The following is a 21962-nucleotide window of genomic DNA, read 5'->3' as shown; positions in this document are numbered from 1 at the left end:
GCATGCAAGGGCAGCGGGGGCGCCCAGACAGCCGAGCTACCCCCGCAACAGGCGCTCTGGGCGCGGGACTCAGAGCTGGCCGTAGAGCAGGTCGCTGACCAGCATGCAGCCCGGCGCATGGGTGATGAACAGCTCCGGCTCGGCCTCGGCCAGCACCGCCTGCGGGGTGACGCCGCAGGCCCAGAACACCGGCAGTTCGTCGGCGGCCAGGGCCACCGGCTCGCCGTAGTCCGGCGCTTGCAGGTCGGCGATGCCGATCAGCGCCGGGTCGCCGATGTGCACCGGGGCGCCGTGGGTCAGCGGGAAACGCCCGGTGATCTGGCTGGCGCGCACCGCGTCGGCGGCCTTCAGCGGACGCATCGACACCACCATGTGGCCGGCCAGGCGCCCGGAGGGGGTGTTGGCGATATGGGTGCGGTACATGGCCACGTTGCGCCCCTGCTCGATGTGGCGCAGGGCGATGCCTTCGTCCTGCAGCGCCTGCTCGAAGGAGAACGAGCAGCCGATGGCGAAGGCGACGAAGTCGCCCTCCCACAGCTCGCCGATGTCGCTCGTTTCGCGGTGGGGCTGGCCGCGGCGATACACGCGGTACAGCGGCACGTCGCTGCGCACGTCGATGTCGACGCCGAGCTTGTGCAAGCGCGGCGAGCCGGGTTCGGTGACGTCCAGCAGCGGGCAGGCGCGCGGGTTGAGCACGCAGAAGCGCAGGAACTCGTCGGCCCAGGAACGCTGCAGGATCACGATGTTGGCCTGCAGGTGGCGCTGGCCGAGGCCGCTGGTGTGCCCGGCGTAGTCGCCGCGGCGGATCAGCCGGCGCAGTTCGAGGGGGCTCAGGGAGGCGAGATCGTGGTGCTGGGCCGGGGTCATCGGCGGTCTCCTGATGGTGGGCAAGGCCCCCGTTCTAGTCGGCCGGCGCCGAGGCCGTCCAACAAATAGTTTCCGCCCCCGGGCATCGGAAAAATTGATTCAGCGGCCCGCCGGCAGCAGCACGATGCGCGACTCGCCGGCGCCGGCCGCATAGTCGGCGAGCACCGTCCGGCTCATTTCCACCACCTGCTCCACCAGCTCCAGGCCGCTGCCGCCGCGCCAGGAGGCCACCAATGGCAGCTCCGGCGGCGACGGCTCCACGTCCAGCACCCGCAGTTCGCCGCGCTCCAGCTCCTGGACCACCAGGGCCGGCGGCAGCGCGCCTATGCCGAAGCCATCGCGCACCAGGCGCGTCATCGCCGCCACCGAGTTCACGCAGTTCAGCCGCGGCAGGCTGACGTCGCGGGCCTGGAGCATGGTGAGCAGGTCCAGGTGCGGCCGCGAATGCTTGGAGAAGGTCAGCACACGCTCGCGGAACAGGTCCTCCAGCCCCGTGTAGTCGCGGTCGTAGGGCGAGCCCCGGGGCACCACCCAGCGCAGCGGGTAGCTGCCCAGCTCCAGGTTGAGCACCGATTCGTGGCGGATGGCGTCGGTCTGGAAGATCAGGTCCAGGTAGCCCTTGCGCAACTGCTCGGCGAGGTTGATCGCGGTGTCCGCCATCAGCTCGATCTCGAGGTCCGGGAAGCGCTCCATGCCACGCGCCACCAGGGGGCTGAGCCAGGTGTGGATGACCGTGTCCATGGCGCCGATGCGGATACGCCCCTGGCCGACGCGACCGGCATCTATGGCCTGGCGCAGCGACTGCGCGGTGTCGAGCATGCGCTCGGCATACTCCAGTACCTGGTGGCCCTCGGGGGTCAGGGTCACGCCGCGGGAATCGCGAACGAACAGCTTCACGCCCAGATCGCCTTCGAGCACGGCGATACGGCTGGAAATGGCGGCCTGGGTGCTGAAGAGCTTCTCGGCGGTGAGGCGGAAGCTCTTCAGGCGGGCGACCCAGACGAAGGTCTCGAGGAATTTCAGGTTCATGGCCGGTACCGGACGGGGACGCGCAAGCATAACCCCGCCCCGCCGGCACCGCGAATGCCGCGCCAGGGGCGGGTATCGGAAATTCTTGTCACCGGCGACCGCATAAATTAGTTGGACGCATGCCCCCGCGCCTCGAAGAATCAGGGCCCAGGCGACGGCGAGATGTGGCACCGGCCGCTAGAACAATTCCAAGAACGCAAGAGCGGAGATCCCCCATGGAAAAGCAGGCGAGCCCGGCCGTCCCCCTCGACGTGAGCAGCGGCAGCTATTTCGGCTGGTACCGTGACCTGGACAAGCAGGAACGACGGACCTTCTGGAGCTGCAAGATCGGCTACGGCCTGGACGGCATGGATACCCAGATGCTCAGCTTCGTCATTCCCACGCTGATCGCCCTGTGGGGCATCAGCACCGGCGAGGCGGGCCTGATCCACACCCTCACCCTGCTGGCCTCCGCCGCCGGCGGCTGGGTTGCCGGCATTCTCTCCGACCGCATCGGCCGCGTCCTCACCCTGCAGTTGACGGTGCTGTGGTTCGCCTTCTTCACCTTCCTTTGCGGGCTGGCGCAGAACTACGAACAGTTGCTGATCGCGCGCACCCTGATGGGCTTCGGCTTCGGCGGCGAGTGGACCGCCGGCGCGGTGCTGATCGGCGAGGTGATCCGCGCCCGCGACCGCGGCAAGGCGGTGGGCCTGGTGCAGTCCGGCTGGGCGCTGGGCTGGGGTGTCACCGCCCTGCTCTACGCCCTGCTGTTCAGCGTGCTGCCGCCCGAGTACGCCTGGCGCGCGCTGTTCCTCCTCGGCCTGCTGCCGGCGCTGTTCGTGCTGTTCGTCCGGCGCCTGGTCAAGGAGCCGGAGGTCTACCAGCGCGCCAAGGCCCTGGAAAGCAACGAAAAGATCGGCTTCCACGAAATCTTCGCCCCCGGCATGCTCAGCATCACCCTGCGCGCCTCGCTGCTCACCACCGGCGCCCTGGGCGGCTACTACGCCATCACCTCCTGGCTGCCGACCTACCTGAAGACCGAACGCCACCTCAGCGTGCTCGGCACCGGCGGCTACCTGGCCATGGTCATCCTCGGCTCCTACGTCGGCTATGTGATCAGCGCCTTCCTCACCGACCTGCTGGGGCGCAAGAAGAACTTCATCCTGTTCGCGGTCGGCTCGTTCATCGTGGTGCTGCTCTACACCCAGCTGCCAATCCCCAACGCAGCCATGCTCTGGCTGGGCTTCCCCCTGGGCTTCTTCGCCTCGGGCATCTTCAGCGGCATGGGCGCCTTCCTCACCGAACTCTTCCCCACCCGCATCCGCGGCTCGGGCCAGGGCTTCTGCTACAACGCCGGGCGCGCCATCGCCGCGCTCTTCCCCATGCTCATCGGCATGATCAGCCAGCACGTGCCGCTGGGCCTGGGCATTGGCGGCTTCGCCGCGGTGTCCTACGGCGTGGTCATCCTCGCCGCCCTGAGCCTGCCGGAAACCCGCGGCAAGCAGTTGGAACCCTGAGCCGCAGCGACCTACGAGGACGACCATGCACCTCCCCCTGCTCAACTGCGACATCGGCGAAAGCTTCGGCGCCTGGAAAATGGGCCTGGACGCCGAGGTCATGCCGTACATCGACTGCGCCAACATCGCCTGCGGCTACCACGCCGGCGACCCCGGCAGCATGCGCCGCACCGTGGCCCTGGCGCTGGAGTACGACGTGCGCATCGGCGCCCACCCCGGCTACCCCGACCTGCTCGGCTTCGGCCGCCGCTCGCTGGACTGCAGCGCGCAGGAGATCGAGGACATGCTGCACTACCAGATCGGCGCCCTCGACGGCATCTGCCGCGCCCAGGGCGCGCGGGTGAGCTACGTCAAGCCGCACGGCGCGCTGTACAACGACATGATGCGCAAGCCCGAGCAACTGCGCGCGGTGATGCGCGCGGTCGCGGCCTACGACCGCGGGCTGCCGCTGATGCTGCTGTCCACCCGCGACAACCACGGCGCCCTGGCCATGGCCGCCGAGTTCGGCCTGCGCCTGTGGTTCGAGACCTTCGCCGACCGCGCCTACACCGCCGAAGGCCACCTGGTCTCGCGCCAGTTGCCCGGCGCGGTACACCACGACAGCCGCCAGGTGATCGCCCAGGCGCTGACCCTGGCCCGCGGCGAGGCGCTCGGCGCCAGCGACGGCAGCGCGCTGCGCCTGCGCGCCGACAGCATCTGCGTGCACGGCGACAACCCCGGCTCGGTGGAAGCCGTGCGCCAGCTGCGCGCCGCCCTCGGCGCCCTGGTGCCGGCATGAGGCCGCGCCTGGAAGTGGTCGCCCTGGACAGCTACATGCTGCGCCTGTTCGACGCCATCGACGAAGCCAACATGCCCTGGCTGCTGGCCGCCGCGCAGCGCCTGCGCGCGGTCTTCGGCGACGAGCTGCTGGAGCTGGTGCCCTCCTATACCACCCTGATGCTGCGCTTCGACCCGCTGCGGCTGGAGCCGCTGGCGATCCGCGAGCGCCTGTTCGCCGCCCTCGACGGCCTGCAGCCGCTGGCCGGCGAGAACAGCCGCGAGCAGGTCCTGCCGGTGTGGTACGACCCCAGCGTCGGCCCCGACTTGGCGCGCCTGGCGCGGCACACCGGGTTGGCCGTGGCCGAGGTGATCCGCCGCCACAGCGGCCGCGCCTACCAGGTGTTCGCCCTCGGCTTCGCCCCGGGCTTCGCCTTCATGGGCCTGGTCGAGCCGGCCCTGGCCACCCCGCGCCTGGCCACCCCGCGGCAGCGCGTCGCCGCCGGCAGCGTCGGCATCGCCGAGCGCCAGACCGCCGCCTACCCGCTGGCCTCCCCCGGCGGCTGGAACCTGCTGGGGCGCACCCCGGCGCGCCTGTTCGACCGCGGGCGCGACGGCTACAGCCTGCTACAACCCGGCGACCGGGTGCGCTTCGAGGCCATCGACCACGCCGAATTCATCCGCCTGGGCGGCGACGACACGCCCATGCCCGCCGAGGAGGGCCAGGCATGAAAATCCTCCACGTGGAAAAGAGCACCCCGCTGGCCCAGCTGCAGGACGGCGGCCGCTTCGGCGTGCGCCACCTGGGCGTGACCCAGGGCGGCGCCCTGGACTGGGAAGCCCAGGCCTGGGCCAACTGGCTACTGGGCAACCGCCTGGACGCGGCGGTGCTGGAGATTCCCCTGGGCGGCGTGACCCTGCGCGCCCATGCCGACGTGCGCCTGGCCCTGGCCGGCGCGGACCTGGCGGCGGAAATCGACGGCCAGCCGCTGGCGCCCTGGCAGGCCTTCGAACTGCGCAGTGGGCAACGCCTGATCTTCATCCAGCCGCGCAGCGGTGCCCGCGCCTACCTGGCGGCGCCCGGCGGTTTCCTCGGCGAAGCGGTGCTGGGCAGCTACGCCACCGTCGTCCGCGAAGGACTCGGCGGCCTCGACGGCCAGGGCAAGCCGCTGATGGCCGGCGACGAACTGCGCGCCGCCGGCGGAACGCCCCCGCAGCGCCATATGCAGGCCCACCAGCAACCGCGCTACGACGGCCCGGCGGAACTGGAACTGGTGCTCGGCGCCCAGGCAGGCGACTTCGCCGGGCAGAGCCTGTTCGACGCCTTCGACGCCACCTGGACCCTCGACCAGCGCGCCGACCGCATGGGCATGCGCCTGCTCGGCCCGGCGTTGCAGTACCTGGGCCGGCCGATGATCTCCGAGGGCATTCCCCTGGGCGCCGTGCAGGTGCCGCCGGACGGCCAGCCGATAGTGCTGCTCAACGACCGCCAGACCATCGGCGGCTACCCGCGCCTGGGCGCCCTCAGCCCCAGGGCCCTGGCGCGCCTGGCGCAATGCCTGCCGGGCGCCGAGCTGCGCCTGCGGCCCAGCGTGCAACCCGCAGCGCTGGCGGCGCACCGGCAGTTGCTGGCGCAATGGCGACAGGTCGACTGAAGCCGGCCAACGATAATGGCACAATGGCATCCCCGACATCACGGAGGATGCCATGCAAGCCGTTCCCCCGTTGCAGCGCCCGCTGCTGCGCCACCTCGCCAACCTGCTGGTCACCCTGCTCGGCCTGCTCCTGCTGGGCCTGGCCTGGCTGCTGCAGCCGCTGTTGCTGCAATACCTGCTGGCCGGCGCCCTGCCGGTGTACCTGGGCGTGCTGCTGCCGCAACTGGTCGGCCGCCGCGAGCGCCTGCGGCGCGTGCGTGCCGCGCGGGCAGCCTCGGTGGAGCGCTGGGGCTTCTGCAGCCGCGACAGGCCCGGCCCCTGGGTCAACTACATCGACTTCCCGCTGACGGTGTTCTGCGAAGAGGCCCGCGGCCGCTTCTTCTATAGCGAATGGCTGGTGATCCACGACGGGCGCATCATCGTCAACCCCGGGCACAGCGAGGTCGACCTGGCCCGCGGCGAGGTGCGTTACCACTTCGACCGACCGCGCACCTACGCCTGGGATGGTTGCTCGCCGAAGGTGCCCTTCTACTGGCTGGCGATCTTCGGCACCCCGGACTGGTGGGAGCACCTGGAAGACGTGGCCTGCATCCGCGATGGCGAGGTCCGTCGCAAGCAGGTGTTCTGGCCGGTGGCGCACCATGCCAGCCTGGTGCACGACGCGCTCTACCAGTTCCTCAACGTCTCGCCGCTGGACAAGGCCAGCGCCGACCGCCTGTTCCTGCGGATGCTGCGCAATGCCGGCATGCCCCGCCCGCTGGCCTGGGTCTATTACCTGGCGGTGGTGCTCGGCGGCGCGCCGAAGATGCGCCAGGTGCACAACGGCAACAGCCCGCTGCGCTGCCTGACGCCGATCCCCGGCGCAGCCGCCGGGCCAGAGGAAGAAGCCCGGTTCGGGGTGCCTGAGGCTGTTCATTCGGGCAAGGACTGAGCGTCCCTTTCCGGGGCCCCGTCACCCCAACCCTCTCCCGCAGCGGGAGAGGGGGCTGTTCGTGCCACCGGTGCGTCCGGCGTGGCCGGTGAATCCAATCGCGGACGGAGTCCGCTCCTACGCCCGTGCTTCCCTGCAGCTGTCTTGCAGGCCGCGCCGAGGTGCTTTTCGTAGGATGGGTTGAGCTTGCGATACCCATCGGGCCAGGGTGATGGGTATCGCTTCGCTCAACCCATCCTACGGGGCCGCTTCTCCCGGGCAGAGAAACGGCATCAGGCTCGGAGCACCGGCCTAGAGCGTCCACTTCCAGGGAATATGCGACTCCACATCGCCATTGCTGAACATGTTCCCTTCATCCTCCAGGCTACCCACGTCCAGGTACAACTCGGAGCCGCTGCCCAGCACCCCGTAGTTGACCAACCGCCCGGCATTCAGCCAGATCTCGTCATAGGCCAGGAGGGTGCCGTGGTTGACGATCGCGTTACGGATGTCGAGCTGGGCATACATCCCGCTGATCAGGCTGCCACCACGCTCCAGCTCCAGGGAATCGGCACTGATCCTCAAGCCATCCTGGCTGAGCAACCGGCCGCTGCCGCTATAGCGCCCGCTCAGCTCCAGCGACAGCCCGGACTCGCTGGCGATCAACCCGGCATTGCGCCAGTCGTGGCCGCTACCGCGCACGCCGAGGGTGCCGTTCAGGCGCCCGCTGGCGCCCTGCTCCAGCTCGCCCACCTCCAGGATCAGCTCGCGGGCCTGCAGGCTGCTGTTGTTCAGCCAGTGGTCGCGCTTGATGTGCAGCACGGAACGGGTGACGAAGCGGCCGCCGGCCAGGCCCAGTTGCGCCAGGTCGATGCCGAAGCGGCCGTTGCCGCCGTGCCAGACCCAGCCGTTGTCGTTGAGCAGGCTGCCGCTGCGCAGGTCGAGGTCGCGGGCGTAGGTCTCCAGGCTGCCGTTGCGGTTGTCCAGCACACCGCCGATGCCAATGTCGGTGCCGCCCTCCCAGCCGCGGGCGCGGATGCACCCCTGGCCGTTGCTCAGGGACGCGGCGTGCAGGCGCAGGCCGCCGCGGCTTTCGATCAGCCCCCGGCTGTTGTCCAGCGCCCCGGCCAGGCTCAGGTCCATGCTCTGGGCGCGCAGCTCGCCGCCCCGGTTGACCAGGCCGCCGCCCAGGCGCATGAACAGGCGGCCGGCGCTGTCCAGCCGGCCCTGGTTGGTCAGGCTCCCGGAAGCCCACAGCTCGGCGTCGCCCCCTGCGCTGACCGGCCCGCTCAGGTGCATGTCCCCGGCCTTCAGGCGCACGCCGCCGGCGCTCTGCAGGCGCGCCAGCTCCAGGCGGCCGTTGGCGTCGATGCGGATGTCGCCGGCGCTGGCGGCCAGTTCCCCGGTCAGCTTCACGCCCACGCCCTGCTCGGTGCCGACCAGGCGGATGGCGTTGGCGTACATGCCGCCCAGCGCCGAGCTGTCGATGGCCAGGCGCGGCCGCGGGCGGCCATCGTCGGCCTTGGCGCTGGCCGCCAGGCTTTCGCCGTCCACGCGGTTGCGCCCGGCCACCACGTCGAGCTGCTGCGCATACAGTGCGGCGTTGAGCGTGGCACTGCGGGTGATCAGCTCGAAGCGCCCCACCTGGCGGGCATCGAGCCCGGCGCCTTCGATGCCGATGTGCCCGCCGTCGACGTCGTAGCCCGCCAGGCGGTCGCCGTCGAATATCGGCTTGCCGGTGGTCAGGGTGGCCCGCGGCATGTTGATGAAGCCGCAGCCGTTGCAGGTCACCCCGTGGGGGTTGGCAAGGATGAAGTGCGCGCCCGGCCCGGCGATCTCGATGGCGCCCAGCAACTGCGAGGGGCTGCCGCCGGTGACCTCGCCGAGGATCTTGCGCGCCGCGCCCTTGCCCAGGTTGGGGTTGCCGGCGATGGCGCCGCCCAGCTGCGACTGCGCCCCGCCCGGCGAGTTGTTGAGGATCAGGCCTTCGCGGCCGACGTTGAACTGGCCGAACTTGTTGTGCGACAGGCCATTGGCGTTGGGGGTGGCGATGTTGACGACGGGTACGCCGTTGCCGGCGGAACCCAGGCCGGCGTTGCCGGAACCGGGGGCCAGGCTCAGCGGCGCGGCCGCGGCGTGCGGGTGAGCGAAGAACAGCAGGCCGGCCAGGACGGCCGGGAAATGCAGAGCATTGCGTTCCATGTCCATCTACTCCACGTTGTCCATGAGGAGCTTCCCAAATTAGTGGCAGTGCGCTTCGGAAACGCGTCCTTGTCCCGTGGGAAGCCTCCTCGTCGGCCCGTGGAAGCGGGGAGCCGCGCGGCGGCGCCACGCCACCCTGCACGCGCCTGCGCCGATGCAGTAAAGTAATGCCCCCGGCGGCCCCGGCACGCCGCCTTCCCCACTCCAGGAACCCGCATTCGATGGAACACCGTGAGTCGCTCCTCGCGTTGCGACATTTCCTCTCCAGCCAGATCCTCGGCCAGGAAAAGCTCGTCGAGCGCCTGCTCATCGCCCTGCTCGCCGACGGCCACCTGCTGGTGGAAGGCGCGCCCGGGCTGGCCAAGACCAAGGCCATCAAGGACCTCGCCGAAGGCCTGGAGGCCGAGTTCCATCGCATCCAGTTCACCCCCGACCTGCTCCCGGCGGACATCACCGGCACCGAGATCTACCGCCCGGAAAACGGCACCTTCTGCTTCCAGCAGGGGCCGATCTTCCACCACCTGGTGCTGGCCGACGAGATCAACCGCGCCCCGGCCAAGGTGCAGTCGGCGCTGCTGGAAGCCATGGCCGAGCGCCAGGTCAGCATCGGCCGCAGCACCTACGACCTGCCGCCGCTGTTCCTGGTGATGGCCACCCAGAACCCCATCGAGCAGGAAGGCACCTACCCGCTGCCCGAGGCCCAGCTCGACCGCTTCCTGATGCACGTGAAGATCGGCTACCCGGAAGCCTCGGTGGAACGCCGCATCCTCCAGCAGGCCCGTGGCGAGGCGCTCAACGGCGAGACGCGGCCGGAGCGCCAGGTGACCCAGGAATCGATCTTCGCCGCGCGCAAGGAAATCCTCGGCCTGTACATGGCCGACGCGGTGGAGGAATACCTGGTGCAGCTGGTCATGGCCACCCGCACCGCGGCCAAGTTCGACGCCGAGCTGGCCGAGTGGATCGCCTACGGCGCCAGCCCGCGCGGCTCCATCGCCCTGGACCGCTGCGCGCGGGCCCACGCCTGGCTGGCCGGGCGCGATTTCGTCAGCCCCGAGGACATCCAGGCGGTGCTGTTCGACGTGCTGCGCCACCGCCTGATCCTCTCCTTCGAGGCGGAAGCCGCGGGGATCGACCAGGACCGCGTGGTCCAGCGCATCCTCGACGTGGTCGCCGTGGCCTGATGCCGGACACCGCCAGCAACGGCGTGACGGTCAGCCTGCAAGAGCTGATCGACATGCGCCATCGCCTGCGCGAGGTGCAGCTGTTCTCCACCCCGGCCCGGCGCAGCCCGCTGATCGGCCTGCACCACTCGCGCCTGCGAGGGCGCGGCGTGGACTTCGACCAGGTGCGCGTGTACCAGCCCGGCGACGACGTGCGCACCATCGACTGGCGCGTCACCGCGCGCTCCCAGGAGCCGCACACCAAGCTGTTCCACGAGGAGCGCGAGCGCCCGGTGTTCGTCCTCGTCGAGCAGAGCCGGCGGACCTTCTTCGGCTCCGGCCTGTGCCTGAAGTCGGTGCTGGCCGCGCGCGCCGCGGCCCTGCTCGGCTGGGCCGCGCTGGCCCACAACGACCGCATCGGCGGCCTGGTGCTGAGCGACCACGACACCCACGAGATCAAGCCGCGGCGCAGCAAGCAGAGCCAGCTGCAGTTGCTCAACCTGATCGTCCGCGCCAACCACGCGCTGCTCACCGACAGCGCCGCGGCGTCCTCCGGCGACAACTTCGGCCTGGCCCTGCGCCGCGCCCGCGAGGTGCTGCGGCCGGGCAGCCTGGTGATGATCGTCTGCGACGAACGCGCCCTCGCCCACTCGCCCCAGGGCGACCTGGCCGAGCAACAGCTGGGCCTGCTGGCGCGGCACACCGACCTGGTCCTGCTGCCGGTGTCCGACCCGCTCGACCACGCCCTGCCGGCCGCCGGGCTGATGCGCTTCGCCGAAGGCCAGGCCCTGCTCGAAGTGGACACCCACGTCGACGAACAGCGCCTGGCCTACCGCGCCCTGGGCGAGGCGCGCCGCGAGCGCTGGGCGCGGGTCAGCCAGCGCCTGGGCGTGCCGCTGCTGCCGCTGAGCACCCAGCTGGACCTGGTCGAACAGTTGCTCGACCAACTCGAACAGCCCGCCGCGGGGAAACGCCCGTGAATCCCCTCGACGCCCTGGAACCGCTGATCCAGCCGGCCGCCGTGCCCTGGTGGCCGCCGGCGCCGGGCTGGTGGCTGCTGGCCGCGCTGCTGCCGCCGCTGGCCTGGGCGCTGTGGCGCTGGCGCCACCGCCTGCTGCCGCGCCGCCGCGCGCCAGTTCCGGCGGAAGCGCCGCTGGAGCCTATCCGCGTCGCCGCCCTGGAAGAACTGGCGCGCCTGCCGCGGCCCTACGGCGGCGCCCCCGCCGGCCCCTGGCTGCAGGCGCAGAACGCCCTGCTCAAGCGCCTGTCGCGGGCGCGCTGGCCGGACGACAGCTGCCACACCCTGAGCGGCCGCGCCTGGCTGGCGTTCCTCGACAACCGCTGCCCGGCCGCCGGCCTGACACGCTGGATGATCCTGGTGGAAGGCGGCTACCGCGCCGAATGCAAGCTCGACGACAAGGCCATCGACGGCCTCGCCGCCGCCGTGGAAACCTGGGTGCGCAAGCATGTTTGAGTTCGCCTGGCCCTGGGTCTTTCTGCTCGCCCCGCTGCCCTGGCTGCTGCGCGTGCTGCTGCCGCCGGCCGACAGCGGCGAGGCGGCGCTGAAGGTCAGCTTCCTCGCCGAACTCGAAGGCCTGGCCGGCCGCCGCGCCCGCGCGCAACTGCCGGCCTGGCGCCTGCAGGCGCCCTTCGTGCTGCTCTGGCTGCTGTTGCTGCTGGCGGCGGCGCGCCCGCAGTGGGTCGGCGAGCCGCTGCCGATCCCCGCCAGCGGCCGCGACCTGCTGCTGGCGGTGGACGTCTCCGGCTCCATGGACACCGCCGACCTCACCTGGCAGGGCAGCGAGATCAGCCGCCTGAACCTGGTGCAGAAGCTCTTCGGCGACTTCATCGAGGCGCGCCGCGGCGACCGCGTCGGCCTCATCCTGTTCGGCAGCAAGGCCTACCTGCAGGCGCCGCTGACCTTCGACCGCCACACCGTGCGCGTCTGGCTGGACGAGGCGCTGATCGGCATCGCCGGCAAGGACACCGCCCTGGGCGACGCCATCGGCCTTGCCGTCAAGCGCCTGCGCCAGCGCCCGGCGCAAAGCCGCGTGCTGGTGCTGATCACCGACGGCGCCAACACCGCCGGCGAGATCCCGCCGCTGACCGCCGCGCGCCTGGCTGCCGAGGAGAGCGTGAAGATCTACACCATCGGCATCGGCGCCGATCCGCAGCCCGGCGGCGTGCTCGGCATGCTCGGCCTCAACCCCGGCCTGGACCTGGACGAAGCCACCCTGAAGGCGATCGCCGGCCTCACCGGCGGCGAATACTTCCGCGCCCGCAACGGCGCCGAGCTGGAGGCCGTCTCCAGCACCCTGGACAGCCTCGAACCGGTGACGCAGAAGCCCACCCAGGCGCGCCCGGCCCTGGCGCTCTACCACTGGCCGCTGGCCGCCGCGCTGCTGCTGAGCCTGCTGCTGGTGGCCGCGGAACTCTGGCCGAAGCAGCACTGGCGCTGGCCGTGGAGGCGTCCATGAGCCTCTGGCCGCACCTGCTCTACCCCGGCTGGCTGCTGCTGTTGCCGCTGCTCGCCTGGCTGCTGTGGAAGCTGTTGCACCGCCAGCGCCGCGCCGGGCGCTGGCAACTGCTGCTGCCGGCGGCCTTCCACCCCTGGCTGCTGCAGGGCGGCAGCGGCCGCCCGGACCGCCGCCCCTGGCTGTACCTGGGCCTGGCCTGGCTGCTGGCGGTGCTGGCGCTGCTCGGGCCGAGCTGGGAGCGCGTCGAGCAGCCGGCCATGCAGCGCAGCGACCCGCTGGTGGTGATCCTCGAACTGACGCCGCGGATGCTCGCCGGCGACCTGCCGCCCAGCCGCCTGGAACAGGCCCGGCGCAAGCTCCTCGACCTGCTGCGCGCGCGCCCCGACGCGCAGACCGCCATCGTCGTCTACGCCGGCAGCGCCCACACCCTGGTGCCGCTGTCCAACGACCTGTTCACCGCGCGCAACCTGCTCGATGCGCTCAAGCCGTCGATCATGCCCGAGCCGGGGCAGCGCGCCGACCTCGCCGTACAGCAGGCGCGCCGCCTGCTCGACCAGGGCGCCCAGGGCAACGGGCGCCTGCTGCTGCTCACCGGCGGGCTGGAGGAAAGCGAACGGCAGGGCATCCGCCAGGCCCTGCATGGCCACGGCCGGGACTTCGCCATCCTCGCCGTGGGCACTGCCGGCGGCGCGCCCATCCCGCAGGAAGACGGCACCTACCTGAAGGACGACCAGGGCGGCATCCTCCTGCCGCGCCTCGACGAGGCCGGGCTGCGCCAGTTCGCCGCCAGCCTCGACGCCGGCTACCAGCGCCTGGGCGCCAGCGACCGCGACCTCAGGGCCCTCGGCCTGCTGGACGCCAACCGCGGCCTGGAAGCCGCCGGCAACGACGCTGTGCTGCGCCTGCAGCGCTGGGCCGACCAGGGCTACTGGCTGCTCCTGCCGCTGCTCTTGCTGGCCGCCTGCGCCGGCCGCCGCGGCTGGCTGTTCAGCCTGCCATTGTTGCTGCCGCTGTGGCTGGGCGCGCCGCAACCGGCCATGGCCTTCGAGTTCGCCGACCTCTGGCTGCGCCCCGACCAGCAGGGCCAGCGCCTGCTCGCCGAGCAGCGCCCGGCCGACGCCGCCCGGCATTTCGCCGACTTCCGCTGGCGCGGCCTGGCCCTCTACCAGGCCGGCGACTACGACGGCGCGGCCCACGCCTTCGCCCTGGGCGACAGCGCCGCCGACCACTACAACCGCGGCAACGCCCTGGCCCGCGCCGAGCAGTACGAGGCCGCCATCGACGCCTACGAGCGGGCGCTGGAACTGCAGCCCGGCCTGCAACAGGCCCAGCGCAACAAGGCGCTGCTGGAGGACCTGCTGCGCCAGCGCGAACAGGACGCCGCCCAGCAGCGCCCCAATGCCTCCCAGGCCAGCCGCAGCGGCGAAACCGAAGCGGCGCCAACGACAGCGGCCAAGCCTTCGCAGCAGCAGAACCTGGAAGAACGGCCCACGCGCCCCTCCGCGGCCCTGCAGAATCGCCAGCAGGCCAGCGCCGAGCGCCTGCAGGCCGCCGGCCCGGACGACGAGCCGCCCGCCGATTCGACGGAACTCCCCGCCCCCACGGCGGACGAAGGGAAGCTCAGCGACGAAAGCCGCCAGGCCCTGGAACAATGGCTGCGGCAGATTCCCGACGAACCCTCCGAACTGCTGCGCCGCAAGTTCTGGTACCAACAGCAGCAGCGCCAGGAAAACCTGCCATGAAACGGATGATCTGCCTGATCCTGCTCAGCCTGCTCGCATTCCAGGCGCAGGCCAGCTTCACCGCCAGCGTCGACCGCGCGCGCCTGACCGAGGGCGAGAGCCTGGACCTGACGCTGGAGTCCGACGACCCCACGCAGTTCGGCAAGCCGGACCTCACGCCCCTGGGCGACGCCTTCGAAATCCTCGGCACCCGCCAGGTCAACCGCCTGACCACCCTCGACGGCCAGGCCCAGGCCACCACGCGCTGGATCATCACCCTGCGCCCCACCCGCAGCGGCGCCCTGCAGATACCGGCGCTGCGCATGGGCAACGGGCAGACCCAGCCGATCGCCCTGCAGGTGCTCAAGGCCGAGGACGCGGACGAGCAGCAGAAACTCTCGCCGGTGTTCATCGACGCCAGCCTCGACCACGAGTCGGTCTACGTGCAGGCCCAGGCCATCCTCACCCTGCGCATCTACCACTCGGTGTCGCTGTACGACGACAGCAGCCTCAGCCCGCTGCAGATCGACGACGCCAAGGTCGAGCAGCTCGGCCAGCCGCGCACCTACGAGAAGGAAATCAACGGCGTGCGCCACGGCGTCATCGAGGTGCGCTTCGCGATCTTCCCGCAGCACAGCGGCGAGCTGACCATCCCGGCGCTGAACTTCAGCGCCACCCGGGTGGCGCGCAACAGCCCCGGCGGCGCCTTCGGCGTGCTGCCCGGCAAGCGCCTGCGGGTGAGCTCGCCGGAGATTCCCCTGGAAGTGAAACCCAAGCCCGCCGACTACCCGGCCGACGCGCCCTGGCTGCCGGCCCGCGCCGTCGCCCTCAGCGAAAGCTGGGCGCCGCAGCCGGAGCAGGCCAAGGCCGGCGAAGCCCTGACGCGCAACCTGATGCTGCGCGTCGAAGGCCTCTCCAGCGCCCAGCTGCCGCCGCTGCCCCAGGCCCTGCCGGCCGGGCTGCGGCACTACCCCGACCAGCCGCAGCTGGCCGAGGAACAGGGCGACCAGGGAGTGATCGGCAGCCGCGAGGAACGCCAGGCCCTGATCCCGGAGCAGGCCGGCCAGCTGAGCCTGCCGGACATCGAGATCACCTGGTGGAACACCCAGGAAGACCGCCTGGAGCACACCACCCTGCCCGGCCGCAGCCTGGACGTCGGCGCCAACCCGCAGCTGGCGGCCCCACCCCCGGCGCCGCTGGAAGGCGCCGTGAGCCCCGACGGCCAGCGCCTCTGGCCGTGGCAACTGGCGACCCTGCTGCTGGCCCTGACCAGCCTGCTCGGCTTCGGCCTCTGGTGGCGTGCCCGGCGCCAGCCGGCCATCGTCCGCGCCGCGGCCAACGCGCCCAGCGCCCGCACCCTGCTCGACGAACTGCGCCGCTGCTGCCAGGCCAACGACCCCCACGCCACCCGCCAGGCCCTCGACGCCTGGGCGCGCCAGCAGCCGGAAACCCTGGCCGACATGGCGGCGCGCTTCGTGCCGCTGTCCGACGCCATGGACGGCCTCAACGGCGCGCTCTACAGCGACAGCGAGGGTGGCCACAACTGGGAAGGCGAGGACCTCTGGCGGGCGATCCGCACCCTGCCCGCCGCGGAAGGCGGCAGCGCGGCGACGGCCGAGGGCAACAGCCTGCCACCGCTCTACCCGCGCTGAGCCATGCCGGCCAGGCTGAGGAAAACCCCTGGCAAGAGGCAGCCCCATGGCCGAACGCCCATGGCGGCTCGCCACCCTGCTGCTCTGCGGCCTGCTGGCCCGCGGCGCCCAGGCCGGCCCCGCCGCAGCAGCCGCTGGACGGCCCCGGCGGTTCGCGCCTGGCCCACGCCGACCTGCGCTCGCCCGGCGAGCCCATCCGCATCGACGAACCGCCGCGCCGCCGCGTGCGCGGCTGAAGCGCGGCCGGTCCATCCGTAGCGCCCAGCCCGCTCAGGGCTTGCCCACGCCGCGGTCTTCCAACTGGTCGGCCTCGAACAGCGTCTCCAGTTCCTGGCGCGCCTCGCGGGCGGTCTGGATCACCGCTGCGGCGTCGTCGTAGACCTTGTACTGGGCCATCAGCACTTCCTCGTCGTGGCGGCGGAAGCGGCGGATGCGCGCCAGCGCCTGCTCCTCGGAAAGGCCCATTTCCACCAGCACCCGCCGGCTCATCTCCAGGCTGGAGTGGAACAGCTCGCGCACCGGGCTGGCCCCGGCGTCGAGCAGGTGGTAGACGTGCTGGCGGTTGCGCGCCCGGGCGATGATCTTCACGTGCGGGTAGAGCTTGCGCACCAGGCGCGCGGTGTCGATGTTGGTCTGCGGGTCGTCGGTGGCGACGACGAAGAACTCGGCCTTGTCCACCTGGGCTGCGCGGAGGATTTCCGGGCGCAGCGGGTCGCCGTAGAAGATCGGGATGCTGCCGTAGCTGCGGCTCAGCTCGATGGTGTCCACCGAGGTGTCCAGGGCGATGAAGGGCACGCGCTGGGCGCGCATGATCCGCGCGACCACCTGGCCCATGCGGCCCATGCCGGCGATCACCACCCGCGGCGCGTCGCCCTCGATGCGCTTGTACTCCTCCGGCGCCTCGCGCACCGGCACGGGCTCGGGCTTCATCAGGCGCGCGGCCAGCAGCACCAGCAGCGGCGTCACCGCCATCGACAGGGTGATGCACAGCACCAGCAGGCTGTGCAGGTTGGCGTCCAGCAGCCCTTCGGCGCGGGCCAGCTTGAACACCACGAAAGCGAATTCGCCGCCGGCCGCCAGGACGATGCCCAGGCGCAGCGCCGAATGGCCGTCGAGGCCGCCGGTGAGGCGCCCGAGCAGGTACAGCAGCGGCAGCTTCAGGCCGATCAGCAGCAGCGTCAGGCCCAGCACCAGCAGCGGCGAATGCAACAGCAGGCCGAGGTCGGCGCTCATCCCCACGCTGATGAAGAACAGCCCCAGCAGCAGGCCCTTGAACGGCTCGATCTGCGATTCCAGCTCGTGGCGGTACTCCGAGTCGGCCAGCAGCAGGCCGGCGAGGAAGGCGCCCAGGCCCATGGACACCCCGGCCAGCTCCATCAGCCAGGCGGTGCCGACCACCACCAGCAGCGCGGTGGCGGTGGACAGGTCGGCCATGCCGGTGCGCGCCACCGTGCGGAACACCGGGCGCAGCAGGTAGCGCCCGCCGACCACCACCACGGCGATGCTCCCCACCACTTCCAGGAAGTGGCGCCAGTCGCCGCCCGGCGCGGCCTCGTCGGCCCGCGCGCCGAGCAGCGACACCGCGGCGATCAGCGGGATGGCGGCGATGTCCTGGAACAGCAGGATGGCGAAGGCCAGGCGGCCGTGGGGGCTGGCCAGTTCCTTGCGCTCGGCGAGAATCTGCAGGCCGAAGGCGGTGGACGACAGCGCCAGGCCGCCGCCGAGCACCACCGAGGTGTTCAGCGGCAACTCGAAGGCCAGGTGCGCCAGCACGCCGATCACCAGCGCGGTGAGCAGCACCTGGGCCAGGCCGATGCCGAACACCGCCTTGCGCATCACCCACAGGCGCTTGGGCGACAGCTCCAGGCCGATGATGAACAGCAGCAGCACCACGCCCAGCTCGGACAGGCTGGAGACGCTTTCCGGATCGTCGATCAGGCGCAGCACCGAAGGCCCGATCAGCACCCCGGCCAGCAGGTAGCCGAGCACCGCGCCCAGTTGCAGGCGCTTGGCCAGCGGCACCATGAAGACGGTGGCGATGAGGAAGACCACCGTCGATTGCAGATAGTTGGAACCATGCTCCATGCCGGAACGCTCCTTGGCAGGATGAGGCCCGGCGCGCGGCCGGGCGGGTGGAACGGAAAGGGTGTCGATCAGACCGGCGGCAGGCCCTGGTCGATCAGGTGGCGCTGGAACTGCCCGGCGAGCGCTTCGACCTGCTGCCAGGGCTGCGCGTGCCGTTCGTCCAGCGCGACGTGGCTGGTGCCACGGATGTCGGCCGGCAACTCGACGGCGCGGTAGAAGGCGTTGACCACCTCGGCCATGGCCTCGCGCTGGTTCTCCATGAGGATGGCTCCGTGGGCCAGCACCACGTAGCGCCCGTCGCTCTGCCGGCGGCGCCAGCGCTGGGCGGTGCCGACCAGCTTGCGGCCGCCGATGTTGACGTTGTAGCGGCCGTCGCAGAAGGCGCCGTCGACCTCGCCCACGCCGGCGTCCAGGCCCATGGCCGCGAGCCAGTAGCAGAGCGGCTGGCACAGGCGCAGGTAGGCGGTGTCGATGCGCGTCTGCTCGTTGTCGCCATCGGGCACCGCGTAGCACAGGGCGACGTTGAGCACCGCCGGCGACTGCGGCACCGGCTCGCCGCCGGTGTCGCGCAGGGCGATCGGCCAGCCGAGTTCGGCGCAGCGCGCCTCGGCCTCGGCGAAACCGGCCAGGCGGCTGAGCCGGCGCGGCATCACCAGCGCCTGCTGCAGCGGGCGCCAGAACAGCAGGCGGCTGTCGGCCTGGCCGCTGAACACCTGGTCCAGGGCGGCGCGTTCGGCATCCAGGCCGTCCTGTGCGGAAAACCGCAGTACCCGTTCGCCCATGTCCTACTCCTTTCGCCGTGCTGCCTGACAGGTAGCGGACTATGCCCAGCCGCCAGGCCAGGCTGCAAGCGAAAAGCCGCGCTCCCCCGGCAGGCGGCGGGACAGCCTGGCGGCATATGGCTATGCTCATAGCCGGATGCCATCGCGCACAGGACGAGCCCCGTGTCCCAGCCGTTCCCGCAACGCCTTCGCCAGCAATTCCGGCTCGCCCGCTCCCTGGCGCGACCGGTGGCCACGGAGAACCTCAGGCGCCTGGTCTGGCTGGCGCTGCTGGCCGTGCCTTTCGGCCTGGTGCACATCCTGGTGTTCTGGCTCAACCTGCAGGGCAGCCTTCCGGAATTCGACGGCTGGCGCCAGCACATCATCCTCACCCACGCGGTGGTGGCCGCGCTGCTGCTCGGCCTCGGCCTGCTCGCCTGGCAGGCCCGGCAGCGCCCGCAGGCGCCGCCGCCGTGGTACTGCGAGCTGCTGGCGCTGCTGGGCGCCGGCGTGCTGCTGGGCTTCGGCCTGGTCATCACCTGCTTCGACCAGGAGGTGACCAGCAGCATCACGCCCTTCCTCATGGGCGCGGTGGCCACGGCGCTGATCCTGCTGCTGCGCCCGGTGTTCGCCACGCTGCTCTACGTCGTGCTGTTCATCGCCTTCGAACTGGCCATGGAAATGGCCCAGCCGGACCCGCAGCTGCGCCTGTCCAACCAGATGGGCGGCCTGACCATCTGCGGCATCGGCCTGCTGCTGTCGCAGATCCTCTGGTTCGGCCATCTGCGCAACCTGCGCCAGCGCCAGCACCTGCGCCGGCAGCGCAAGGAACTGGAAGAGAAGAACCTGCAGCTGGAATACCTGGCCGGCCACGACCCGCTGACCGGGCTGTTCAACCGCCGCCAGTTCGACCAGCTGGTGAAGCAGGAACTGGCGCGCTGCGACCGCCAGCCGATGCCGGTGAGCCTGCTGATGATCGACCTGGACCACTTCAAGTTCATCAACGACCGCTACGGCCACCCGCTGGGCGACGAGGTGATCCGCCACACCGCCACCCTGCTGCGCAAGCACACCCGCAGCAGCGACAGCGTGGCGCGCCTGGGCGGCGAGGAGTTCCTCCTGCTGCTGCCGGACACCGCCGCGCCCCAGGCCCGGGTGATAGCCGAGAAGCTGCGCAAGCTGCTGGAAGACACCCCGCTGCCGATGAAGGACGGCCTGCTCTACCTCACCGCCAGCTTCGGCATCGCCGGCCTGGCCAGCGGCGTGTCGAGCACTTACGAGAGGCTCTACAGCACGGCGGACCAGGCCCTGTACCGGGCCAAGGCCAGCGGGCGCAACCGGGTGGAAGTGATGGATGCCTCGCCCCATGGGACCTTGGAGTGAGCTTTTGTGTAGGAGCGAGCTTGCTCGCGAACAGCGTTTCCCGGTGGCTGCGGTGTTTGGGGTTGACTCCGCCCCCTCACCCCAGCCCTCTCCCAGAGGGAGAGGGGGCCGTTCGGAGCGGGCGGTAAATCCGGAGTCATCCTGAAGCTCCCATCTATTCCCGCCATTCCCACGTCCGCGGTTATGCGCCCTACGGGCTGGCAGTCCCAAAGCAAGATGTGGCACGGCTCTTCATAGGAGCGAGCTTGCTCGCGAACAGCGTTTCCAGGTGGCTGCGGTGTTTTGGGTTGACGCCGTTCCCTCTCCCCAACCCTCTCCCTGAAGGGAGAGGGGGCCGTTCGGAGCAAGCGGTAAATTCGGAGTCATCCTGACACTCCCATCTACTTCCGCCATTCCCGCGTCCGCGGTTATGCGCCCTACGGGCTGGCAGTCCCAAAGCAAGATGTGGCACGGCTCTTCGTAGGAGCGAGCTTGCTCGCGAACAGCGTTTCCAGGTGGCTGCAGTGTTTGGGTTGACGCCGTTCCCTCTCCCCAACCCTCTCCCTGAAGGGAGAGGGGGCCGTTCGGAGCAAGCGGTAAATTCGGAGTCATCCTGACACTCCCATCTACTTCCGCCATTCCCGCGTCCGCGGTTATGCGCCCTACGGGCTGGCAGTCCCAAAGCAAGAACTGGCACGGCTCTTCGTAGGAGCGAGCTTGCTCGCGAACAGCGTTTCCCGGTGGCTGCGGTGTTTGGGGTTGACTCCGCCCCCTCACCCCAGCCCTCTCCCAGAGGGAGAGGGGGCCGTTCGGAGCGGGCGGTAAATTCGGAGTCATCCTGACACTCCCATCTACTTCCGCCATTCCCGCGTCCGCGGTTATGCGCCCTACGGGCCGGCAGTCCCCAAGCAAGAACTGGCACGGCTCTTCGTAGGAGCGAGCTTGCTCGCGAACAGCGTTTCCCGGTGGCTGCGGTGTTTGGGGTTGACGCCGTTCCCTCTCCCCAACCCTCTCCCTGAAGGAAGAGGGGGCCGTTCGGAGCGGGCGGTAAATCCAGCGTCATCCTGATACACCTAAGCCCGTATGGCGGATAACCGTGAACGGTTCCAGGGAGGCCGTGGTGATGGGTATCGCTTCGCTCAACACCATCCTACGACGATGTGCCTACCTGCCATATGGGAGCGGAGTCCGTCCTCGATTGGATTCGCCGGCCTCGGCGGCGGGTAGTCGCGTAGGCGTTTCAGGATGACTCCGGCCTCGCCGCTCGCTCGGGACAGCCCCCTCTCCCTCTGGGAGAGGGCTGGGGTGAGGGAGCGGAGTCAACCCGAGCGTCACAGCCGCCGGGAAGCACCATTCGCGAGCAAGCTCGCTCCTACGAAAATCCCCGGCCTCAGGGCTGTGCGTAGCGGCGGCTCAACCCCGGCGGCACGCCGTTGGCATCGGTGGCGGTCCAGGGGCCCTGCGGGCTCACGCCCCAGTACCAGGCGCCGTCCCAGTGGTAGTAGGTGCGCTGGCGGTAGTACAGGTCCTTCTGCCCCTGGATCACGTAGACGCCCAGGTTCGGGTCCCAGCGGCCCTTGCCGCCCGGCGGCGGGGCGAACTGGGTGTGGGTGCTGCGGGGCTTGTTCGAGGGGTTCTGCGGGTTCGGCGTGATGGCCGTGCGCGGCGCCGGCTTGTTCGACGGCAGGGCCGCCGGCGGCTGGCCGCTGGCGCCGGGTTGCGGGGCCGGCGCCGGGGCTTGCGTGTGGGGCTGCTGGCCGGCGCAACCGGCCAGGGCGAGCAGGGCCGCGAGGGCGAGGATTCGGCCTTTCACGGGCGCACCTCCAGGA

General features: G+C 70.8%; 18 protein-coding genes. 12 read left to right on the top strand and 6 right to left on the bottom strand.

Annotation, left to right across the window (positions count from 1 at the left end; all coding sequences use genetic code 11):
* Positions 1-69: 69 nt before the first annotated feature.
* On the bottom strand, positions 70-867 hold the full coding sequence (locus tag PcP3B5_RS09085; RefSeq protein ID WP_061561069.1) for a putative hydro-lyase: 798 nt from the start codon (positions 865-867) through the stop codon (positions 70-72).
* A gap of 99 nt (positions 868-966) precedes the next feature.
* Entirely contained in the window at positions 967-1896 is a 930-nt protein-coding gene (locus tag PcP3B5_RS09080) for a LysR family transcriptional regulator (RefSeq protein ID WP_058071987.1), read from the bottom strand.
* Between the two features lie 215 nt (positions 1897-2111).
* On the opposite strand from PcP3B5_RS09080, the gene PcP3B5_RS09075 reads away from it, so the two are divergent.
* From PcP3B5_RS09075 to PcP3B5_RS09055, 5 genes are read left to right on the top strand one after another with little or no spacing between them, the layout of a single operon-like run.
* On the top strand, positions 2112-3392 hold the full coding sequence (locus tag PcP3B5_RS09075) for an MFS transporter (RefSeq protein ID WP_061561068.1): 1281 nt from the start codon (positions 2112-2114) through the stop codon (positions 3390-3392).
* A gap of 25 nt (positions 3393-3417) precedes the next feature.
* Positions 3418-4170 carry a 5-oxoprolinase subunit PxpA gene (locus PcP3B5_RS09070; protein ID WP_061561067.1) on the top strand — a complete coding sequence of 251 codons (753 nt, stop codon included), beginning with the start codon at positions 3418-3420 and terminating at the stop codon, positions 4168-4170.
* On the top strand, positions 4167-4880 hold the full coding sequence (pxpB, locus tag PcP3B5_RS09065) for a 5-oxoprolinase subunit PxpB (RefSeq protein WP_061561066.1): 714 nt from the start codon (positions 4167-4169) through the stop codon (positions 4878-4880). The genes PcP3B5_RS09070 and pxpB overlap by 4 nt, the downstream gene beginning before the upstream one ends.
* On the top strand, positions 4877-5803 hold the full coding sequence (locus PcP3B5_RS09060; protein WP_061561065.1) for a 5-oxoprolinase subunit C family protein: 927 nt from the start codon (positions 4877-4879) through the stop codon (positions 5801-5803). Before pxpB ends, PcP3B5_RS09060 begins: the two co-directional genes overlap by 4 nt.
* 52 nt (positions 5804-5855) lie before the next feature.
* On the top strand, positions 5856-6734 hold the full coding sequence (locus PcP3B5_RS09055) for a DUF1353 domain-containing protein (RefSeq protein WP_061561064.1): 879 nt from the start codon (positions 5856-5858) through the stop codon (positions 6732-6734).
* Between the two features lie 291 nt (positions 6735-7025).
* Here PcP3B5_RS09055 and PcP3B5_RS09050 read toward each other — a convergent pair whose 3' ends face one another.
* Complete coding sequence (locus PcP3B5_RS09050) at positions 7026-8915, bottom strand: filamentous hemagglutinin N-terminal domain-containing protein (RefSeq protein WP_061561063.1); 1890 nt, start codon at positions 8913-8915, stop codon at positions 7026-7028.
* 221 nt (positions 8916-9136) lie between these two features.
* On the opposite strand from PcP3B5_RS09050, the gene PcP3B5_RS09045 reads away from it, so the two are divergent.
* From PcP3B5_RS09045 to PcP3B5_RS09020, 6 genes are read left to right on the top strand one after another with little or no spacing between them, the layout of a single operon-like run.
* Entirely contained in the window at positions 9137-10096 is a 960-nt protein-coding gene (locus PcP3B5_RS09045; RefSeq protein WP_009621155.1) for an AAA family ATPase, read from the top strand.
* On the top strand, positions 10096-11055 hold the full coding sequence (locus PcP3B5_RS09040) for a DUF58 domain-containing protein (RefSeq protein ID WP_061561062.1): 960 nt from the start codon (positions 10096-10098) through the stop codon (positions 11053-11055). Before PcP3B5_RS09045 ends, PcP3B5_RS09040 begins: the two co-directional genes overlap by 1 nt.
* Positions 11052-11549, top strand: coding sequence for a DUF4381 domain-containing protein (locus PcP3B5_RS09035; protein ID WP_043313594.1), 498 nt, complete (start codon positions 11052-11054; stop codon positions 11547-11549). Before PcP3B5_RS09040 ends, PcP3B5_RS09035 begins: the two co-directional genes overlap by 4 nt.
* A complete protein-coding gene (locus PcP3B5_RS09030) occupies positions 11542-12552 on the top strand; it encodes a vWA domain-containing protein (protein WP_061561061.1) in 1011 nt (336 codons plus the stop codon). Before PcP3B5_RS09035 ends, PcP3B5_RS09030 begins: the two co-directional genes overlap by 8 nt.
* A complete protein-coding gene (locus PcP3B5_RS09025) occupies positions 12549-14294 on the top strand; it encodes a VWA domain-containing protein (RefSeq protein WP_061561060.1) in 1746 nt (581 codons plus the stop codon). The genes PcP3B5_RS09030 and PcP3B5_RS09025 overlap by 4 nt, the downstream gene beginning before the upstream one ends.
* A complete protein-coding gene (locus PcP3B5_RS09020) occupies positions 14291-15925 on the top strand; it encodes a BatD family protein (RefSeq protein WP_061561059.1) in 1635 nt (544 codons plus the stop codon). The genes PcP3B5_RS09025 and PcP3B5_RS09020 overlap by 4 nt, the downstream gene beginning before the upstream one ends.
* Positions 15926-16195: 270 nt before the next feature.
* Here the strand turns inward: PcP3B5_RS09020 and PcP3B5_RS09015 are convergent, their stop codons facing one another.
* Both PcP3B5_RS09015 and PcP3B5_RS09010 read right to left on the bottom strand, forming a co-directional pair.
* Positions 16196-18010, bottom strand: a complete 1815-nt coding sequence (locus PcP3B5_RS09015; RefSeq protein WP_061561058.1) for a monovalent cation:proton antiporter-2 (CPA2) family protein — start codon at positions 18008-18010, stop codon at positions 16196-16198.
* A gap of 68 nt (positions 18011-18078) precedes the next feature.
* Complete coding sequence (locus tag PcP3B5_RS09010; protein ID WP_061561057.1) at positions 18079-18792, bottom strand: lipoate--protein ligase family protein; 714 nt, start codon at positions 18790-18792, stop codon at positions 18079-18081.
* Positions 18793-18954: 162 nt separating this feature from the next.
* Here PcP3B5_RS09010 and PcP3B5_RS09005 point away from each other — a divergent pair, with 162 nt between their 5' ends.
* Positions 18955-20154 carry a GGDEF domain-containing protein gene (locus tag PcP3B5_RS09005; RefSeq protein ID WP_061561056.1) on the top strand — a complete coding sequence of 400 codons (1200 nt, stop codon included), beginning with the start codon at positions 18955-18957 and terminating at the stop codon, positions 20152-20154.
* Between the two features lie 1369 nt (positions 20155-21523).
* Here the strand turns inward: PcP3B5_RS09005 and PcP3B5_RS09000 are convergent.
* Positions 21524-21946 (bottom strand): hypothetical protein, encoded by a 423-nt coding sequence (locus tag PcP3B5_RS09000; RefSeq protein WP_043313584.1) that lies wholly within the window; start codon positions 21944-21946, stop codon positions 21524-21526.
* Between the last annotated feature and the right edge of the window lie 16 nt (positions 21947-21962).

Origin of the sequence: Pseudomonas citronellolis, from assembly GCF_001586155.1 — a bacterium.
GTDB lineage: Bacteria > Pseudomonadota > Gammaproteobacteria > Pseudomonadales > Pseudomonadaceae > Pseudomonas > Pseudomonas citronellolis.
Note: the sequence above shows the minus strand (reverse complement) of the source record. Positions and strands in the feature narration are given on the sequence as shown.

Coding starts and splice junctions, on each gene's coding strand:
- PcP3B5_RS09085 (WP_061561069.1), bottom strand. CDS start 867: ATGACCCCGGCCCAGCACCACGATCTCGCCTCCCTGAGCCCCCTCGAA.
- PcP3B5_RS09080 (WP_058071987.1), bottom strand. CDS start 1,896: ATGAACCTGAAATTCCTCGAGACCTTCGTCTGGGTCGCCCGCCTGAAG.
- PcP3B5_RS09075 (WP_061561068.1), top strand. CDS start 2,112: ATGGAAAAGCAGGCGAGCCCGGCCGTCCCCCTCGACGTGAGCAGCGGC.
- PcP3B5_RS09070 (WP_061561067.1), top strand. CDS start 3,418: ATGCACCTCCCCCTGCTCAACTGCGACATCGGCGAAAGCTTCGGCGCC.
- pxpB (WP_061561066.1), top strand. CDS start 4,167: ATGAGGCCGCGCCTGGAAGTGGTCGCCCTGGACAGCTACATGCTGCGC.
- PcP3B5_RS09060 (WP_061561065.1), top strand. CDS start 4,877: ATGAAAATCCTCCACGTGGAAAAGAGCACCCCGCTGGCCCAGCTGCAG.
- PcP3B5_RS09055 (WP_061561064.1), top strand. CDS start 5,856: ATGCAAGCCGTTCCCCCGTTGCAGCGCCCGCTGCTGCGCCACCTCGCC.
- PcP3B5_RS09050 (WP_061561063.1), bottom strand. CDS start 8,915: ATGGAACGCAATGCTCTGCATTTCCCGGCCGTCCTGGCCGGCCTGCTG.
- PcP3B5_RS09045 (WP_009621155.1), top strand. CDS start 9,137: ATGGAACACCGTGAGTCGCTCCTCGCGTTGCGACATTTCCTCTCCAGC.
- PcP3B5_RS09040 (WP_061561062.1), top strand. CDS start 10,096: ATGCCGGACACCGCCAGCAACGGCGTGACGGTCAGCCTGCAAGAGCTG.
- PcP3B5_RS09030 (WP_061561061.1), top strand. CDS start 11,542: ATGTTTGAGTTCGCCTGGCCCTGGGTCTTTCTGCTCGCCCCGCTGCCC.
- PcP3B5_RS09025 (WP_061561060.1), top strand. CDS start 12,549: ATGAGCCTCTGGCCGCACCTGCTCTACCCCGGCTGGCTGCTGCTGTTG.
- PcP3B5_RS09020 (WP_061561059.1), top strand. CDS start 14,291: ATGAAACGGATGATCTGCCTGATCCTGCTCAGCCTGCTCGCATTCCAG.
- PcP3B5_RS09015 (WP_061561058.1), bottom strand. CDS start 18,010: ATGGAGCATGGTTCCAACTATCTGCAATCGACGGTGGTCTTCCTCATC.
- PcP3B5_RS09010 (WP_061561057.1), bottom strand. CDS start 18,792: ATGGGCGAACGGGTACTGCGGTTTTCCGCACAGGACGGCCTGGATGCC.